Annotated in this window: 15 protein-coding genes and 1 pseudogene; 10 read left to right on the top strand and 6 right to left on the bottom strand. The window is 70.7% G+C overall.

Going from position 1 to position 15,916, the window contains the following annotated elements:
• Positions 1–39: 39 nt before the first annotated feature.
• Both ACIRR9_RS45705 and vioD read right to left on the bottom strand, forming a co-directional pair.
• A complete protein-coding gene (locus ACIRR9_RS45705) occupies positions 40–4,665 on the bottom strand; it encodes an amino acid adenylation domain-containing protein (RefSeq protein ID WP_403764970.1) in 4,626 nt (1,541 codons plus the stop codon).
• A complete protein-coding gene (vioD, locus tag ACIRR9_RS45700) occupies positions 4,658–5,794 on the bottom strand; it encodes a capreomycidine synthase (protein ID WP_403764968.1) in 1,137 nt (378 codons plus the stop codon). The genes ACIRR9_RS45705 and vioD overlap by 8 nt, the downstream gene beginning before the upstream one ends.
• A 280-nt stretch (positions 5,795–6,074) precedes the next feature.
• On the opposite strand from vioD, the gene ACIRR9_RS45695 reads away from it, so the two are divergent.
• Together ACIRR9_RS45695 and ACIRR9_RS45690 are read left to right on the top strand one after the other, a co-directional pair.
• Complete coding sequence (locus ACIRR9_RS45695) at positions 6,075–6,287, top strand: MbtH family protein (RefSeq protein ID WP_384577769.1); 213 nt, start codon at positions 6,075–6,077, stop codon at positions 6,285–6,287.
• Positions 6,288–6,328: 41 nt separating this feature from the next.
• Positions 6,329–7,084, top strand: coding sequence for a thioesterase II family protein (locus ACIRR9_RS45690; RefSeq protein WP_403764966.1), 756 nt, complete (start codon positions 6,329–6,331; stop codon positions 7,082–7,084).
• Between the two features lie 87 nt (positions 7,085–7,171).
• Here the strand turns inward: ACIRR9_RS45690 and ACIRR9_RS45685 are convergent, their stop codons facing one another.
• Positions 7,172–7,870, bottom strand: coding sequence for a VOC family protein (locus ACIRR9_RS45685; protein WP_403764964.1), 699 nt, complete (start codon positions 7,868–7,870; stop codon positions 7,172–7,174).
• Between the two features lie 203 nt (positions 7,871–8,073).
• The gene (locus ACIRR9_RS45680; protein WP_403764962.1) at positions 8,074–9,072 is read right to left on the bottom strand and encodes a LuxR C-terminal-related transcriptional regulator; all 999 of its coding nucleotides are present in this window, start codon (positions 9,070–9,072) and stop codon (positions 8,074–8,076) included.
• Between the two features lie 142 nt (positions 9,073–9,214).
• On the opposite strand from ACIRR9_RS45680, the gene ACIRR9_RS45675 reads away from it, so the two are divergent.
• The 3 genes from ACIRR9_RS45675 (at position 9,215) to ACIRR9_RS45665 (ending at position 10,954) form a co-directional block, all read left to right on the top strand.
• Complete coding sequence (locus ACIRR9_RS45675; RefSeq protein WP_403764960.1) at positions 9,215–9,520, top strand: hypothetical protein; 306 nt, start codon at positions 9,215–9,217, stop codon at positions 9,518–9,520.
• A gap of 153 nt (positions 9,521–9,673) precedes the next feature.
• The gene (locus ACIRR9_RS45670) at positions 9,674–9,913 is read left to right on the top strand and encodes a hypothetical protein (protein WP_403764958.1); all 240 of its coding nucleotides are present in this window, start codon (positions 9,674–9,676) and stop codon (positions 9,911–9,913) included.
• A 33-nt stretch (positions 9,914–9,946) separates the two neighbouring features.
• Positions 9,947–10,954, top strand: a complete 1,008-nt coding sequence (locus tag ACIRR9_RS45665; RefSeq protein ID WP_403764956.1) for a ParB N-terminal domain-containing protein — start codon at positions 9,947–9,949, stop codon at positions 10,952–10,954.
• A gap of 294 nt (positions 10,955–11,248) precedes the next feature.
• On the opposite strand, the pseudogene ACIRR9_RS45660 reads toward ACIRR9_RS45665, so the two are convergent.
• Positions 11,249–11,603 (bottom strand): annotated as a pseudogene (locus ACIRR9_RS45660) (transposase); the annotation flags it as partial.
• A gap of 248 nt (positions 11,604–11,851) precedes the next feature.
• Between ACIRR9_RS45660 and ACIRR9_RS45655 the strand changes: the two are divergent.
• The 4 genes from ACIRR9_RS45655 (at position 11,852) to ACIRR9_RS45640 (ending at position 14,591) form a co-directional block, all read left to right on the top strand.
• Entirely contained in the window at positions 11,852–12,160 is a 309-nt protein-coding gene (locus tag ACIRR9_RS45655) for a helix-turn-helix domain-containing protein (RefSeq protein ID WP_403764954.1), read from the top strand.
• Positions 12,160–13,716: a helix-turn-helix transcriptional regulator gene (locus ACIRR9_RS45650; protein WP_403764952.1), complete on the top strand. Its 1,557-nt coding sequence runs from the start codon at positions 12,160–12,162 to the stop codon at positions 13,714–13,716. The genes ACIRR9_RS45655 and ACIRR9_RS45650 overlap by 1 nt, the downstream gene beginning before the upstream one ends.
• Before the next feature lies 1 nt (position 13,717).
• Positions 13,718–14,293: a transcriptional regulator gene (locus tag ACIRR9_RS45645; RefSeq protein ID WP_403764950.1), complete on the top strand. Its 576-nt coding sequence runs from the start codon at positions 13,718–13,720 to the stop codon at positions 14,291–14,293.
• 157 nt (positions 14,294–14,450) lie between these two features.
• Positions 14,451–14,591, top strand: coding sequence for a hypothetical protein (locus tag ACIRR9_RS45640; protein WP_403764948.1), 141 nt, complete (start codon positions 14,451–14,453; stop codon positions 14,589–14,591).
• Positions 14,592–14,612: 21 nt separating this feature from the next.
• Here the strand turns inward: ACIRR9_RS45640 and ACIRR9_RS45635 are convergent, their stop codons facing one another.
• The gene (locus tag ACIRR9_RS45635; RefSeq protein WP_403764946.1) at positions 14,613–14,762 is read right to left on the bottom strand and encodes a hypothetical protein; all 150 of its coding nucleotides are present in this window, start codon (positions 14,760–14,762) and stop codon (positions 14,613–14,615) included.
• A 404-nt stretch (positions 14,763–15,166) separates the two neighbouring features.
• Between ACIRR9_RS45635 and ACIRR9_RS45630 the strand changes: the two genes are divergently transcribed.
• Positions 15,167–15,508 carry a hypothetical protein gene (locus ACIRR9_RS45630; protein WP_403764944.1) on the top strand — a complete coding sequence of 114 codons (342 nt, stop codon included), beginning with the start codon at positions 15,167–15,169 and terminating at the stop codon, positions 15,506–15,508.
• The last annotated feature ends 408 nt before the right edge of the window (positions 15,509–15,916 follow it).

The following is a 15,916-nucleotide window of genomic DNA, read 5'->3' as shown; positions in this document are numbered from 1 at the left end:
GTGTCCCCGGCGGCCGCCGGGGACATCCGGGAAGGGCCCCTAGAGCCGGCCGAGGAGTTCGTCGAGCTGTGCCTGGTCCACCCGTGCCAACGGGAAGTCGGACGGGGTGTGCGCCGCGCCCTCGGCGTGCAGGTGCAGTTCGGCCTGCTGACGCAGTTCGCCGAGCAGACGGTCGGCGAGCCGCGCCACCGTCCGCTCCTCGTACCGGCCCGCGTGGTACGACCAACGGACCGCCAGCCTGCCCTCGCGCACCGAGGCACGGACCTGCAGCGGGTACGGCCGCGGTGTCGCCGGGTCCGCGTCCTGACCGGCCGCCGTCGTGCCGCTCTCCTCGCCGAGCCAGCCGAAGAGGAGGTCCGCCGGCGTGTCCGGCAGCGGCCGCGCGTCCTGGCGGAGCAACTGCCATCCCGTGCCGTTCGCCGGCACCGCCCGCAGGGTCTCCTTGGTGCTGCGCAGGGTCGTCTCCGGAGAACCGTCCGGCTCGGCGGACAGCACGACCGGATGGATCCGGGTCAGCGCCCCGACGGTCCGGCCGAGATCGACGTCGTCGAAGACCGGCGCCCGGTCGTGCCGCTCGACATGGATCAACTGCCGGTCCGCCCCGCTCCAGTCCCGCAGGGTCCGCGCGAGCGCGGCGAGCAGGAGTTCGTCGGTACGGCAGCTGAGTGCCTCGGGGACGGTGTGCAGCAGCCCCGCGGTCACCGGGGCGTCCAGCGTCACCGTCAGGGTCCGCTCGTCCGCGAGGGTGCCGGCCGGACCGTCCGCGGGGAATCCGCCCGGCGCGGACAGACCTTCCCAGTACGGCCGTTGCGTCTGCACCTCGTCGGTTGCGGCGTACTTCGCGAGCCGCCGTTGGTAGGACTGCCACGAGGTGGTCTTGGCCCGCAGCCGGACCTGCTCGCCCGCCCCCAGCTGCCGCAGGGCGGTCGTCAGGTCCTCCGTCAGGATCCGCACCGAGGCCTCGTCGGCGACCAGCCGGTGCACCACCAGGACCAGCAGGTCGGGCCGTTGCCCACCGCCACGGACCAGCGCGGCACGCAGCAGCGGACCCACCGCGAGGTCGAGCCCGCGGTGCAGTCCGGCGCGGATCTCCGCCAGCCGGCCGTCCCGGTCCGCCCCATCGGGACCCGGCAGGTCGTGCACCTCGAACGGGGTCACGTCGCCGCGCGGTGCGATCCGCACCCTGGTCTTCGCTCCGGACAGCAGGAACCGCTGACGCAGGCCGTCGTGATGGCCCAGCAGCGCCTCGACCGCCTCCCGTACCGTCCGCTCCTCGCTCGCGTCCGGCAGCTCCAGCACGACGGAGCGGTTCCAGTGCCGCGGCTCCGGGCTGCCCGCCGTGGCGAACCAGCGCTGCGCGGGCGCCAGCGGCACCGGCCCCGTGACATCGCCCTGGTCCGCGTCGACGGCCGGTCCCGCGGTCGCCACCTCCGACAGGGCCGCGACCGTGGGGTTGGTGAACAGGTCGTACGGGGACAGGTGGAGGCCTTCCTCCTGGGCCCGGGCGACGACCTGGATCGCCAGGATGGAGTCGCCGCCCACCTCGAAGAAGTTGTCGTGGACGCCGATCCGGCCGACCCCCAGGACACTCTTGAGGATCTCCGCCAGACGCAGCTGCATCGGGGTCTGCGGAGCGACGTACTCCTCGTCCGTGGCCGGACGCAGGCCCTCCGGGGACGGCAGCCGTTTGTGGTCCACCTTGCCGTTGGGCGACAGCGGCAGCGCGTCCAGCTCGATGAAGGCCGACGGCACCATGTACGCGGGCAGCTCCCGCTCCAGGTACCGGCGCAGCTCCTCGGTGCCGAGCGTCCCCTCGGCGTCGGGGACCAGATAGGCCACCAGGCGCCGGTCGCCGGGGGCCGGCTCGTACAGCGTCACCACGGACTCGGCGATCCGCGGATGGCGGTTCAGCACCGACTCGATCTCGGTGGGTTCCACCCGGAAGCCGCGGATCTTGATCTGGGTGTCGACCCGGGAGACGAACTCCAGGTTCCCGTCCGGCCGTTGCCGGACCAGGTCGCCGGTGCGGTACAGCCGTTCGCCGGCGTGCACGGGGTCGGCGACGAACCGGCCGGCCGTCAGCCCGGGACGGCCCAGATAGCCGCGGGCCACACTGACACCGCCGATGTACAGCTCGCCGGTCGCGCCCATGGGCACCGGCCGCAGCCGCCGGTCGAGGACGCGCAGGTCCGCCGAGGGCAGCGGGGTGCCGATCGGGAGGTTCGGCCAGTCGTGGACCGGGTCCGCGGGGTCGAGGCGGAAGAAGGTCGAGCTGACGGTGGTCTCCGTCAGGCCGTACACGTGCATCAGGGGCACGCCCAGCCGCCGCCACATGACCAGCCGGTCGGGCAGCACCCGTTCGCCGCCGATGATCACCAGGCGCAGGCACTCCGGCAGTTCGCGGCCGGTGCGGTCGAGCTCGCGCACCCATTCGTGCCAGTACGCGGTCGGCAGCTCCATCACCGTCAGGCGGTCCCGCCCGATCAGCTCGACGAGGTCGACCTGGCCGCTGATGATGTGGCCGGTCGGGACGACCACCGCGCCACCGGCGAGCCAGGTCGGGAACAGCTCCTCCACCAGCACGTCGAAGCTCGGCGACGCGAACTGCAGGAACCGGTCGCCCGCGCCCAGGCCCAGCCGCTCCACCACGTCCCGGGCGAACGTCGCCAGCGAACGGTGCTCGACGACGGCGCCCTTGGGACGGCCGGTCGACCCGGAGGTGTAGACGATGTACGCGGCCGAGTCCGGGGCCGGCGCGGCCGGCGGACCGGCGGAGGTGTCCCCGGCGGGCAGGGGTGCGGCGCCGTCGAGGAGCACGCTGTGCTCCGGGAGGGCCACGCCGCCGGCGGTGAGGGCCGCGGCCGGGCCCTGCTCGGTGACGAGCACCCGGGCGTCCGCGTCGGCCAGCATGAACGCGATCCGCTCCGGCGGATACCCCGGGTCCAGCGGCACATAGGCCGCACCGGACTTCAGCACACCGAGGATCGCCGACGCCAGCCGGGGCGAGCGGTCCACCAGGATGCCGACGCGGGTCTCGGGACCGACGCCCAGCGTGCCCAGACGGCGGGCCAGCCGGTCGGCTGCGGCGTCGAGTTCGGCGTAACTGGTCGCCGTGCCGTCGACGATGACGGCCGGGGCGTGCGGGGTCAGCGTGACCCGGCGCCGGAACAGCTCGACGAAGCCCGGCTCGGCGGCACCTGCGGGCTCCCGGACGGGGGCGGCCGGCGCGGCCGCGAGGTCGACCTCGCCGACCGGGGTGTCCGGGGCCTCGACGAGCCGGCGCAGGATCCGGTCGAACTGCTCGGCGAACAGCACCACCGTGTCGGTGTCGAACATCTCCGTCATGTAGATCCACTGCAACTGCAGGGTCTCGGCGCTTGGGTTGGCGTCCAGCGTGAGCGGCGCGGCTGCCACGTTGACCTCGATCGGCTCCTGGGCGATGCGCAGCCCGGGCACCTCCAGAGCGCTCTCGGGCGTGCGGACGTCGATCCACATGTGGCTCATCGACGTCTGCGAGGCCTCGTGCCCGAGGCCGAGCTCGCCGATCAGACGCTCCATCGGCAGGTTCTGGTGGTCGTACGCGGTGAGCACGGTGCCCCGGGCCTGCTGCACGACCTCGCGCAGGCTCATCTTCTCGGCCAGCCGCATCCGCAGGGGCAGCGCGGTCACGAAGCAGCCGATCAGGCGCTCGACCTCGGCCCGGCTGCGACCGGAGACGATCTCGCCGATCACCATGTCGTCCTGGCCCAGGTACCGGTACAGCAGCACGGAGGTGGCGGCGAGCAGGACGACGCCCAGCGAGACCTTCTCCCGCTCGGTGAACCGGCGCAGCTCGTCGGCGAAGTCGGCCGGCAGATCCACGAAGTGCGCGGCGCCGGCGAAGGTCGGCCGGGCCGGGAACGGCCGGTCGCTGGGCAGGGTCAGCGCCCCCGGTATGCCGTCCAGCGCCTTGCGCCAGTGTTCCACCTCGGCGGCCACGCCCTGCTCGCCGAACCCGCGCTGCCAGGCGGCGAAGTCGCCGTACTGGATGTCGAGCGGCGCGAGGACGTTGCCGACACCGTTCTGGTGGCCCGCGTAAAGGGCCGCGAACTCCTGGACGAGGATGGCCACGGACACCAGGTCCGCAGCCGCGTGGTCGGTGGTGATCAGCACGACGTGGTTGTCCTCGGCCATCCGCAGCAGGGAGGTCCGCAGCCGCAGCGGGTGCGCCTGGTCGAACGGCCTGACCACCTCGGCCTTCCAGCGCAGCAGCACCTCCTCGCTCTGCTGCTCGGGCGTGCGACCGGACAGGTCGGTCACGGGCGTGGGAACCGGCGTGACCGGGTGCACCACCTGCACCCGCTGACCGTCCTCCCGCAGCTCCACCGTGGAGCGCAGTACCTCGTGCCGCTCGGTGACCTCGGTCAGGACCCGGCTGAGGAGGCCGAGGTCGAGGGCTCCTTCGACGCGGAACGCGCCGGGGATGTTGTTGGCGGGCCGGAACCGCCCGATGGCCCACTCGCGTTCCTGCTGGAAGGCCAGCGGGGTGGGCTGCGAGCGGTCGCGGGGCTCGATCCGTTCCCTGGAGCCACCCGCGTGCGCGGCCGTCCGTTCGGCGAGCCGTTGTTCGAGAAGAGCCCTCTTCTGCGGGGACAGGGCCGCGATACGGCTCTGCAGGTCAACCATGATTCACCACCATCCCTGCGTCTTCACGCAGCACTCGTTCCAGGAGAGAGAGGCCGGTCGTCAGCTCCTCGGCCGCGGCGCCGAAGCCCAGCCGGGCATGGCTGCGGTAGGCGTCGCCGAAACACCCGCCCGGCACCAGCAGCACCCGGTGCTGCTCTGCCAGCCGGCGGCAGGACCGCTCGACGTCCGGCTGGCCGGGGAACTCGACGAAGGCCGTGACCCCGCCGTCCGGCGGGGTCAGACGCACCAGTTCGGGCGCGCTGCGGGCCCAGTCGGTGAGCAGCCGGAGATTGCGCTGGGCGTGTTCCTTCTGCAGCGCCACGATCCGGTCCGCGTTGCGGACGGCGTGCTCCGCGAAGAACTCCAGCACCGGTGAGACATAGAGCGCGATGTAGTCGCGCAGCAGCGCCATCCGGGCCAGCAGGTCCGGCGGGGCCAGGCACCAGCCCACCCGCAGCCCGGCCAGACCGTAGCTCTTGGAGAAGGTGCCCCAGACGATGGCCCGGTCGTACCCGGTCGGCAGCGGCAACGGGTCCGCCGTATAGGTGAGTTCACCGAAGGCGTGGTCCCAGACCAGCCAGGCGCCCGCCTCCTCGGCGATCGCGACCAGCTCCTTCTGCTGGGCCGGCGTGATGGAGATCCCGGTGGGGTTGTGCGGGAAGTTGACGACGATCATCCGCGGACGGGACCGGGCGAGCTCCCGCAGCCGTGCGAGATCCACGGCGAACCCGTCGGTCACGTCCAGCGGCCAGCGTGTGACACGGCAGCCACGCGCGGCGGCGATGTCGTGCAGTTGCTGGTAGGCGGGATCCACCACGACCACTTCGTCGCCCGGTTCCAGCAGCAGCTGCATGACCAGATAGATCGCCTCGCTGGAACCATGAGTGACCATCAGCCGGTCGGTGTCGCCGCCGGTCCACCGGTCGGCCAGCGCGGCACGCAGCCCGCTGCCGCCGTAGCTCTCGCTGTCGTGGAAGACCATGGGGTCCAGCTCCGACAGCTCGAACCCGCAGATCGCGCGCAGCTCGGCCATGGTCAGATCCCGCACCCCGCTGCTGCCGATGTCGTGGTCGACCTTGTGGTAGTAGTCGCGCATCCACGCCTCAAGCTTGGCGATGGCGATGTCCATAAACGATGCCTATCCCGTAGCGGTAGCTGGGCGCGGCGGTCGCAGGGCCCGCCGGGCCGTTCCGGCACGAGGCAGGGCAGGCGGCCGCCTCCGCGGAACCATAGGTCGCCACCCCGCGTCGGCGGGCGTCCTCGATTCACGGGACGGGGCCTGTGCGGCCACTCTTAGTAACGTGACAGTCCGGTCAGCCGAGCTGGCCGCGCCGCCGCCGCGGCATGCCGATCGCTCAGGACTTCCGGCTTTCCGGGTAATCCGGCTTTCCGGGTAAGGAGTCGTTTCCGTGAACCCGTTCGATGACCCCGAGGGCACCTTCTTCGTGCTCGTCAACGATGAGGACCAGCACTCCCTGTGGCCGGCCGACCTGGCCGTGCCGGCCGGCTGGAACGTCGCGCACGGCGCGGCCGGCCGACAGGACTGCCTGGACTACGTCGAGGCCAACTGGACCGACCTGCGACCCCGCAGCGCGCGCCGCGACGCGGTGGCGAGCAGCTGACCGATGCCATTTCCGAGCGACTCGGTCCCTGGGAGCGGAACATGAACGGGCAGCCGCCGAACGAGGAACGGCGTTGGCTGAAGCGGTTCGGCCGGCGCGAGGGCACAGCCGACATCCAGCTGCTGTGCTTCCACCACGCCGGCGGCAACGCGGCCATGTACCGGCAGTGGCCGCGCCTGCTGCCGAGCAGCATCGAACCGGTCGCGATCCAGCTGCCCGGCCGCACGGACCGCTTCCGGGAACCGGCGTACGACCGGATCGAGCCGCTCCTCGACGACCTGATCGAGGTGGTCAAACCACTGCTGGAGCGGCCGTTCGCCTGCTACGGCATCAGCATGGGCGCCCGGGTCGCCTGGGCACTCGCCCACACCCTGCGCGAGCGGGCGATGCCGCAGCCGCGCCAGTTGTTCCTGGCGGCCAACGCCGCGCCCGGCACCGACAACGGCACCTTCGAGTGGGAGGGGCGGGAGGACGGCCTGGAGGGATACCTGCGGGCGATGGGCGGGACCCCCGAGGAGATCCTGGCCGAGCCGGACCTGCTGAGCGCCCTGCTGCCGACGCTCCGGGCCGATCTGACGGTCCTCAGCAGCCATGCGCCCCGCCACGAGGTCCCGCTGGACATGCCGATCCATGCGTTCGCCGGCACCGAGGACTTCTCGGCCACACCGCAACGGATGGCCGGCTGGCGCACGGAGACCACCGCCGCCTTCGGCCTCGACCTGGTGCCCGGCGGCCACTTCTTCGCCGGACCGGCGGAACACCAGGTGATCGCCGCCATCACCCGGGCCATCGGTTAGAGGGGACATACGACTGCGGGGGAGGACCGGGCGCAACGTCCGCGCCGGAGCCTCCCCCGCCTTCCGGTGCCCTGCGGCACCGCGGGCTCAGCCCGACTTCGGCTCCGGGCCGGTCCAGCCGGCCACACCCACGCAGGCCTCGTTGCCCTCCGGATCGGCCAGCACCCAGTGCCCCGGCGCCTGCGCGTCGCTGACGAGCCGTCCGCCGGCGGCGATCGCCGCGACGATCCGGGCCTCGGCCTGGTCGTACGGCACCCAGACGTCGACGTGCACGGTGTTGCGCTGCGGACGCGGCCGGTCCAGCTCCTGGAAGTAGAAGGGACCGCCGCGCCGGTTCGGGTCGATCAGGTCCTCCGGGCTGCCCGCCCGGTCCTGGTAGCCGAGCAGCGCCCGCCAGAACGCGACCACGGCCGGCCCGCCGAGGGCGTCGACCGTGACCTGGACGGTCTGTACGGCGGACGGGTCGGCGGTGGCCTTCAGCCGCCGCGCCACGGCCGAGATCTCCCGCGCGAGTTCGACGTCCCGCTCGGTCAGCCCGAAGAAGTCGTCGGTCAGCGTGATGACCCGGACGAAGACGCCGTCCCCGCGCAGGTCGATGTCGGGACGGCCCGGTCCGGTGCCGGGCAGTTCACCGATGGCCTGCGCCAGCCGGGCGCCGTCCGGGAAGGACCGGGCACGGAAGCACGCACACGCCCCCTCGCCCACGACCCGCCAGTCCGCCACGCCGGTGCTCTCGTGGAACTGACGAGGCCTGATGCGCCGGATCTCGTCCTCTACGTATGTCATACACACAACCCAGTTTCGTCTCGGGTACCGGAGGGAGCGTCAACTCACCCTCGTCGGCCTCGATTCCAGCAGATGAAACGGTCCTCCTGCAGGGAAGATGAACGTTTCTGCGCACCAAGCGGCCGGATACCGAGGATTTTGTCCGAGCGTCGACCCCGGAACCGTTCAACCGCTCGCGGCGGGCAGTCGGACACCTTGCCGCCCTACTCGGGTGAGGCGGGCAGATAGCCGCGCTGAACGGCGTGCGCACCGGCCTGGAAACGGCTGCGCGCGTCCAGGTACTCAAGGAGGCCGGCGGCGATCCGGCGCACGGTGCGGTCCGAGATTCCGAGGCTCTTCGCAATGGACTCGTCGGTGTTGCCGCGGGCCATCAGCCGCAGCACTTCCGCCTGTTGTCTGCTCAGCCCGCCGGAAGGCGGCGCGGCACGCGCGCTCAGCGGTTCGGCGGCCTGCCAGACGCTTTCGAAGAGCGCGCACATCAACGTGACGGTTCCGGGATTGTCGATGAGCACGGCCCCCGCCGCCGTATTGCCGCTGTCGGCCGCCACCAGCGCGGTCCGGCGGTCTATGACGATGATCCGGTTGGGCAGGCTGGGAGCCGTACGGATTCGCGCCCCCAGGCTCTCCAGCCATTCCGCGTGCGCCATGGTCGGTGGATCATGCCGGATGCTGTCGAGATAGACCGTCCGCATTCTGATCCCGCGGTCGAGCAACCGGCGATTGAGCGGGCGGGAGGCGGCCATGTTGGCAGCAGTCTGGGCGCCTCCCGGCGCGAACGTCAAGAACTCGTCCTGGACCTTGGCGTTGAGCAGTTCCAGATGCTCTCTGATCGCCTCGACGCCTTCGATGTACTGAATGCCGCCGCCACTGCTGACCGCGTACTCCTGGCCGTATCGGGAAATGGCCTCGGCGATGGCGGCCCGGCTTTCCTCGAGTTTTTGCTGCTGTGCCGCCAGATCCGCCTGCTGGCGTGCGAGCAGCGCCTCGAAACCCAGGAGCGGATTGACTGGACGCACCTGGCTCTGGTCCTCTGTGCACGGGCGGACAAGCGCGAGTTCGCTCAGCTGATCAAGAGCGTCCCGCACGGCGGTTTCGGATATGTCCAGCCGGGCCGCCCAGTGGGCAATGTTCTCTTTCGGGTGAGCCAGCATCATTCGGTAAACGGCTTCGGTGGTCAGGCTGATCCCTAGACGACTGAGCATCGGTTCCCCCTTGGCACTTCAGCGAACTCGGCCTCAGCGGCCGGGGCGCAACCTTACCGAACCGCCTTTCGGGCGATATACACCCGGAAGCGGACTTGACCAGGGCCTAGCCGCCCCTTCCGATCATTCCTTCACTCACCGTATGCCTGAAATGATATATCTGGTCCACATTCACCTTTCGCCGCGACGCCTGGGCGCGCGGCTGCCGTCCGAGTGTGCCTCGGTGGTCGCCGGCGGCGCGAGCCATCCCGGGGTGGCTCATGTGGTCGTGCATTCCCTCGCCGAGCCCTACCCCATCGTCGGCCTGTACCTCCAGGAGGCCACCCTGGAGCGGGCCGAGTCGTTCGCGCGCCGGATCTGGGAGCGGGCGGTGGTCGCCGAACCGGCCCTCGGGGACTGGGAACTGGTCCGCGCCGAGGTGCCGCTCCTGCAGGTCGACGAGGAATAGGCGGGTTCGGGCGGCACGGGCCGCCGGTGTCCTGAGGCGGTCATGGCCGCTTTGCCCGCCCCGAACTCCCTTCTCCCCCCACCGGGGCCCGGCCAGACTTCAGTCACCGGCCGGCCGAACCTGACTCACACACAAGCTTTGGGGGAGACAACGATGCGACGTATCAAGTTGCTGGGAGCAGCGGTGGCCGTGGCGGGTCTGCTGGGGGCGGGCGCGGTGCAGGGGTTCGTTCCCGTCGGCCCGGCGCTCACCGGACCGGACCGGGCGGACTCGGGCTGGCAGCGCACGCCCGCCACGGGGACCGCTCGGGCGGACTCGGGCCGGCAGGCCCTGACCGGTGCCCCGACCCCTCAGGGTGCCCTGACCTCGCAGGGTGACTCGGGCCGGCAGTAGGGGCCGGTGGTGGAACCGCTGCCCGATATTGTCATGCAAGCTTCAACAGAACGGATCGGTGCGGAGCACCTGCTGGAACTCCGCGACATGCTGGGCCGCACCTCGGCCGAGAGCGTCGCACTGAGCCGGCTCACGGTCGCGGGATCGCCGCGCAGCACGGTCGAAAGTCCCCACTACACACGCGAACTCGCCGCATCGGAAGGCCCGCTGCCACCGATACTCGTGCACCGCGCGACCATGACGGTGATCGACGGGATCCATCGGTTCCTGGCGGCACGACTGCGCGGGTGCACGCACATCGACGCCCGCTACTTCGAGGGCAGCGAGGCGCAGGGCCGGATGCTGGCCGTGGCGCTGAACGTACAGCACGGCCGCCCGCTGTCGCTGGAGGAACGCGTCACGGCGGCACGGCAGATCCTGACCCTGCATCCGCACTGGGCCGACCGGCCGGTGGCGGCCATCGCCGGGCTGTCCGCGACGAAGACGTCGGACATCCGGCGGGAGCTCTTCGGCGACGCGGCCCGTACCGGCAAACGCGTCGGCCGGGACGGGCGTGTCCGCCCCCTCGACCCCGCGCAGGGCCGGACGCTCGCCGCCGAGCTGCTCACCCGCGATCCCGGCGCCTCGCTGCGTCGGATAGCCAGGCAAGCCGGTGTCTCCCCGACCACCGTGTCCGACGTACGGGACCGGATGGCGCGGGGGGAGAGCCCGGTCCTGCAGGAGCCGTCCGCCTCCGGGCAGGCCCCCCGGCGCCGGCAGCCGGCGCCGCAGCCGAGCGGACCCGCCGGGCCCGGGTCCGTGCCGCAACTGGGAGACGTTCTCGACACCCTGCGGCGCGACCCGTCCCTGCGGCTGAACGACACCGGGCGCTCCGTGCTCCGGCTGCTCGACGTCAGCGCCGCCTTCATCAGGAACAGGGAGAGCATCGCCGCCAGCCTGCCCCCGCACTGTGTGCACGCCATGGCGAGACTCGCGCAGGGCTACGCGCACAGCTGGGCCCTTTTCGCCGAGCAACTCGGCAGGGACCAGGGCGGTCCGTGAGCGGTACACATCGGCCTCGGCATCAGGCGCACCACACCTCGCGACGCGCGCGCGGCCCCCGCGGCCACACAGCCCCGCGGACCGGCGGGTCGGCCGCGGCAGATCCGCCCCTCAGCACTCGATGATGTTCACAGCCAGCCGGCCCCGTGCCGTCCCCTTGTACGTGACGGACAAGCAGGCGCCGGACGCCACGAGCCCCTTGGCCTGCCGGTTCGCCGGAATTTTCTTGATCCGTTCGGCCGGTGGGGACTTCGCGGGGATTTTCGGCCGGCGGCGGTCCTCCAGGGGCCGTCTTCAAACGGATCCTGCCCAGAGCAGGAATGACGCGAGGCTGACCGCTGCTTCCGTAGGAGGTGGCGGTCTTGTCGTATCGCGTGGCGATTCCGCGGAAGCCCTTGAGGCGGTTGAAGCAGCGTTCCACCACATTGCGTTGGCGGTGGACCCGCTGGTCGAAAGCCGGTGGCCGCCCGCCCCGACGGCCGCGGTCGTGCCGGTGCCGACGCTGGTCGGCCTTCTCCGGGACGGTGTGTGCGATGCCGCGTCGGCGCAGGCAGGCACGCAAGCCGCGGGAGCTGTAGGCCTTGTCCGCGATGACCTGGTCGGGCCTGCAACGTGGCCGGCCGGGGCCGGTTCGCGGGACGCGGATGCGTTCGGGGAGGGGGCCGGCCGCGGCCGCCCCCCTCGCCGTCTTGCTGACGCCCGGCCGACGCCACGACAGCGAGTTCCCCTCTGCTGGGAGGCCTGGCCGATGAGTCGGTCGTACGGGGCAGCGGCGGCCCGAGGGTTGCCCAGGCCCGACGTTCTGCACGCGTACCCGGCCCTCGGCCGAGTCGCCCTTCATGATCAATAATGCGCTGTGCGAATAGAAAGTGAGAGATGAGTGATTAGATTGGCTCTATGGGTATGGGGCTCGAAGAGCGGGTGAGGTCGGCGGTGGCGGCGCTCCTGTACGCGACCGGTGAGTCGCAGTCCGCCCTGGGGACTGTCCTGGGGGTGAGCCAGGCGCAGGTGAGCCGTCGTCAGCGCGGCATCGCCGCCTGGACGTTGGCGGACTGTGAGGCTGTCGCCGCGCATTACGGCATTGACGTCCTGGAACTCCTCGGGGGACCCACTAGGGCAACGGAGGCGCTGCCCTCCACGCGGCGCCGCATCCCTGGTCATCAGGCCGGCACCCGGCGTCCTGCGGCTGCCGGGGAAGGCGTGTGATGACGGACTTCGGTGCGATCGACGCTCTGCTGGCCGGGGCCGGAAAGCAGGTCCCGCTGCCGCCTGTCGGGGAACGAAGGATCCTGCGTGAGGAGTTGGACCTCTCACGTGCCCAGCTTGCGCAGGCTCTGGGGGTCAGTCCCTCCACGGTCGCAGGCTGGGAGTCCGGACGGGACCCGAGTGGCGAGACGAGGGTCAAGTACGCGTACTTCCTTGACGGGGCCAGGACCAAGCTGGCCGCCGACCCGGCCCGGGAGGCCCCCGTCGACGAACCCGAAGCCCAGGTTGTCGCGGATGCCGGGCAGACGGTGAGCCAGGACGACGGCGACCAGGACGAACTGGCCGTGGCGCAGCCGTGCGTGCTGTGCGGGCAGCCGGCCCGCCACCAGGTCGCCGGTTTCCCCCAGCACCTGGACCCTGCCGAGTGCACCGGCGCGCCGGCGGCCGAGCAGCCGGTCCCGGAACCGACACCGGCAGCCGCACCGGCCGCGGCTGGGGTGCAGCGTGGTCGCGGCCGTGCCGGCGGGCCAGGACAGGACTCGCGGGGGGTGAGGGTGGTTGCGGCTGGGCGCCGGGTACGGCCCGCCGACGCCCCCGACCCGCTCGCCGGACGGATCCCCGCAGCGGTCGCGGCCGCGCTCGCCGAGCACGGCGGGGACGTCGCGGACGCGACGGCGGCGCTGGTGAAGCGGGCGATCCCGGACGCGATGGCGCTGCTCGACCAGGCCCGTCTCGGCGGCCGGTACGACGTCGTCGCGCACCCGTGGCTGCCCGACGTGCTGCGCAAGCAGACCGCGCGCGGTGCCGACCAGATCTGGGAGGCCCGCCCGAAGTGGACCCGCCCCGAACTCCCGGCCGGCGCCCACGAGGTGACCGCGCTGGACGTCAACGGGGCGTACCTGTCGGCGCTGAAGACGCACCTGCCGCTCGGACAGCTGGAACACTCCGAGGGCGGCCGGCACGACCGGCGCCGGGCCGGTATCCACCTGATCACCCCGCCCGACTGGGACCACGACGCCTGCCTCCCCAACCCGATCGGCCAGCGCGACGAGCCCGGCCCGCTGTGGGTGACGGAGCCGACCCTGCGCCTGCTGCTGCGGATCTCCGGCCCGAAGCACGGGCTGTGCGAGGCGCCGGTGATCCACGAGTCGTGGACGTCGGGGGCCACCGAGGGCCTGCTGGAGAAGTTCCGCATCACCCTCAAGGACGCCCGGGACCGGGCGATCGCCGACGGCGACGACGTGACGCTGGAGTACGTCAAGGCCATGTACTCGAAGTTCGTCTCGACCATGGGCGAGTCGAACTACAACCGGGAGCTCTACAGGAGCGACTGGATGCACCTGATCCGCTCCCAGGCGTTCGCGAACCTGTGGCTCAAGGCCCACCGCGCCTACGACGAAGGCCTCGTGGTGGTCCGTGCCATGGGCACCGACGAACTGCACGTCGCCGGCGACTGGCGCGCTGTCTTCCCCGAAGGGCGCGGCGTGACCGAGGTCAAGGTCAAGGACGTCTACACCGTCGGCGACGCCACCGACGTGACCCCGGAAGAGGCCTGACATGCCCGACCGCAACCTCGACTTCGGCAAGTTCGGCGCGCGCGGCATCAAGGGCCATGAAGCCGTCGCGCGGCAGCTGGACGCCCTCGCCGGGTACATCGCGACCCCGATCACGGCCCGGCGCGGCCTGCTCGCCCGCCTGCACTACCTCACCCGCACCGACCACGCCCGCACCGCCGCCCGCCAGGCCGGGCTCACCGCGACCCCCCGCACGATCCGGGCCTGGCTCGCCGGCACCCGCTCACCCTCCCGCGCGAACCTCGCGGCGATCGAGCGGGCGTACCGGGCGGTGCGGCGGGAGAACGTGGCCCGCTACCTCCTGGCCCGCCTCAACCGCGACGGCCGCGGCACCCGCGTGGAGTTCCACCCGCTCAACCAGTCACAGGTCACCCGCCCGCACCAGCGGCCCGTGGAGTACCGGACGCTGAACGTGCGGCACTGGGACCGGATCGTCGCCGCCTGGGCCGCCGGCGACGACGACGCGCTGGACACCGCCTGGGTCGATGACGCAGTGGTCGACCTCGGCTCCCAGTGGGGCCAGTACGAATACGTCACCACCATCGGATTCGCCGCATGAGCGTGCGCGGATGGCCCGCAACCATTTACCGGGTACCCGGTACGATCGACCTACGGGTGGATAGCTTTCCGGGGGGTTGGCAGAAGCGGTCAACTATAGAGCTAGGCGCGCTGCGAACCCCTGATCACGGATCTTGCCTGCCGCCCTCACGCAATGCATGACGCGGACCGTGTTGATGGACACGGTCCGCGTCGTCACGGAGGTCCGGTGTGTCCTCTACGTCGTGGTGCAGGATGCCAGCAAGCAGGCCGACTACGGCTGCAAGGCGGGCAGCGACTTAGCAAAACCGAGGACCTGAAGGTCTGTTGCGGGACTCTACTCAGTAGCGGTGGAAGACGTACGGGTACGAGCTGTCACTCGTCGGAGAGACGTAGAAATAGTCGCTGGCCTTGTAATTGCCCGCGTCGTCGTACCAGTTGACCTGCATGTCGCCCTTCCACCACCACGACTCGACGTCGTAGGCGTTCATGCACCAGTTATAGGGATCCCCGTTAGCCTGGTATAGCTTGAAAGGCTGGATGAGATATTCGTCGTTCTGATTGTGACCAATGAGAACGACGGACCTGTAGTAATAGGTATATGTCGCACAGACACTGACCTGCTGACCATTAGTGGGCGTAGCGGATGCAGTACCAGCCCCGGCCAGCGTTCCCGCAACTGCGAACCAGAACGCGGCCACAGACATCAGAATTCGGCGTAGCATTACAGAACCCTTTCTCGCCAGAAGCGGCAAATGCAATTCCATTCTTCCAGCGAGTCGAAGCCAGTGAAGAGCGAACAGACGAAATGGAGTCATTCACGCAAGGAGACTGTCGAGAAGTGCAGAGGCCCCCCCAATCTTCTTGCGGCCAAATGAAGACCTTTTGTCACTTTTTGTCGATCGACAACAGAGTCAAAATCTGCACGGCACCCCGGGGCCGCCCTCCGGGCGCCGAGTTCCGGGCCCTCCCTGACGGTCTGTTCGAGTGTCCTGCCGGCCACCTGCTCGCCCCGTGGGACGTCGATCTGGACGGCGCCCGCGTGTGGGCGGTCGACGCCTCCGGCGTCCTCGGCTACGTCACCGACCCGGACCGCGCCCTGGAGGTGCTCGGCGAGGGCCGCGAAATGCCGGACCAGGAATACGGCACAATGAGTTCACTGCGGAGCGCCGTGGAAGCATTCGATGAATACGCGGAAGCGTTTCAAGCGGGAGCCGCTCCGGTATTTCACCGATAGCGCAGGGGACCTCGCCTGTTATCCCAGAATCTATCCGGGCCGGGAATTGACGCATTCTCGATTCAGGGCTTCCGTGGTGGGGTGGGGGTAGGCTGTCATCCCAGAATCTATCCGGCCGTCAGTTTTGACGTACGGGGGAGTGATTGACGCTCCGTCACTTCGTTTGGGCGGCCCGACCGTTCGGCCACCCCCGACCCCCTCCTCTCACTGCTGCGTCGTTGCCCCCGATCGCGGAGCGGTCGGGGGCTCTGACCTGCGCGGAGCGTAGGTCAGTTGGGCTGCCACGGAGTGGCAGCCCGTTCCGGACGACGTCCGGGAACCTCCGGGCGGAGCCCGGGGGGTTCGGCGCGTAGCGCCGTTCGTGTCGCGTAGCGACACCGCGTCGTGTCTGCGGAGCAGACCGCGCGC

It is taken from the genome of Streptomyces sp. NPDC101234 (assembly GCF_044767525.1).
Taxonomy (GTDB): Bacteria; Actinomycetota; Actinomycetes; order Streptomycetales; family Streptomycetaceae; genus Streptomyces; species Streptomyces sasae.
The sequence above is the reverse complement of the archived record's forward strand: the minus strand, read 5'-3'. Positions and strand labels throughout refer to the sequence as shown.

Coding starts and splice junctions, on each gene's coding strand:
- ACIRR9_RS45705 (WP_403764970.1), bottom strand. CDS start 4,665: ATGGTTGACCTGCAGAGCCGTATCGCGGCCCTGTCCCCGCAGAAGAGG.
- vioD (WP_403764968.1), bottom strand. CDS start 5,794: ATGGACATCGCCATCGCCAAGCTTGAGGCGTGGATGCGCGACTACTAC.
- ACIRR9_RS45690 (WP_403764966.1), top strand. CDS start 6,329: ATGAACGGGCAGCCGCCGAACGAGGAACGGCGTTGGCTGAAGCGGTTC.
- ACIRR9_RS45685 (WP_403764964.1), bottom strand. CDS start 7,870: ATGACATACGTAGAGGACGAGATCCGGCGCATCAGGCCTCGTCAGTTC.
- ACIRR9_RS45680 (WP_403764962.1), bottom strand. CDS start 9,072: ATGCTCAGTCGTCTAGGGATCAGCCTGACCACCGAAGCCGTTTACCGA.
- ACIRR9_RS45675 (WP_403764960.1), top strand. CDS start 9,215: ATGCCTGAAATGATATATCTGGTCCACATTCACCTTTCGCCGCGACGC.
- ACIRR9_RS45670 (WP_403764958.1), top strand. CDS start 9,674: ATGCGACGTATCAAGTTGCTGGGAGCAGCGGTGGCCGTGGCGGGTCTG.
- ACIRR9_RS45665 (WP_403764956.1), top strand. CDS start 9,947: ATGCAAGCTTCAACAGAACGGATCGGTGCGGAGCACCTGCTGGAACTC.
- ACIRR9_RS45655 (WP_403764954.1), top strand. CDS start 11,852: ATGGGTATGGGGCTCGAAGAGCGGGTGAGGTCGGCGGTGGCGGCGCTC.
- ACIRR9_RS45650 (WP_403764952.1), top strand. CDS start 12,160: ATGACGGACTTCGGTGCGATCGACGCTCTGCTGGCCGGGGCCGGAAAG.
- ACIRR9_RS45645 (WP_403764950.1), top strand. CDS start 13,718: ATGCCCGACCGCAACCTCGACTTCGGCAAGTTCGGCGCGCGCGGCATC.
- ACIRR9_RS45640 (WP_403764948.1), top strand. CDS start 14,451: ATGACGCGGACCGTGTTGATGGACACGGTCCGCGTCGTCACGGAGGTC.
- ACIRR9_RS45635 (WP_403764946.1), bottom strand. CDS start 14,762: ATGAACGCCTACGACGTCGAGTCGTGGTGGTGGAAGGGCGACATGCAG.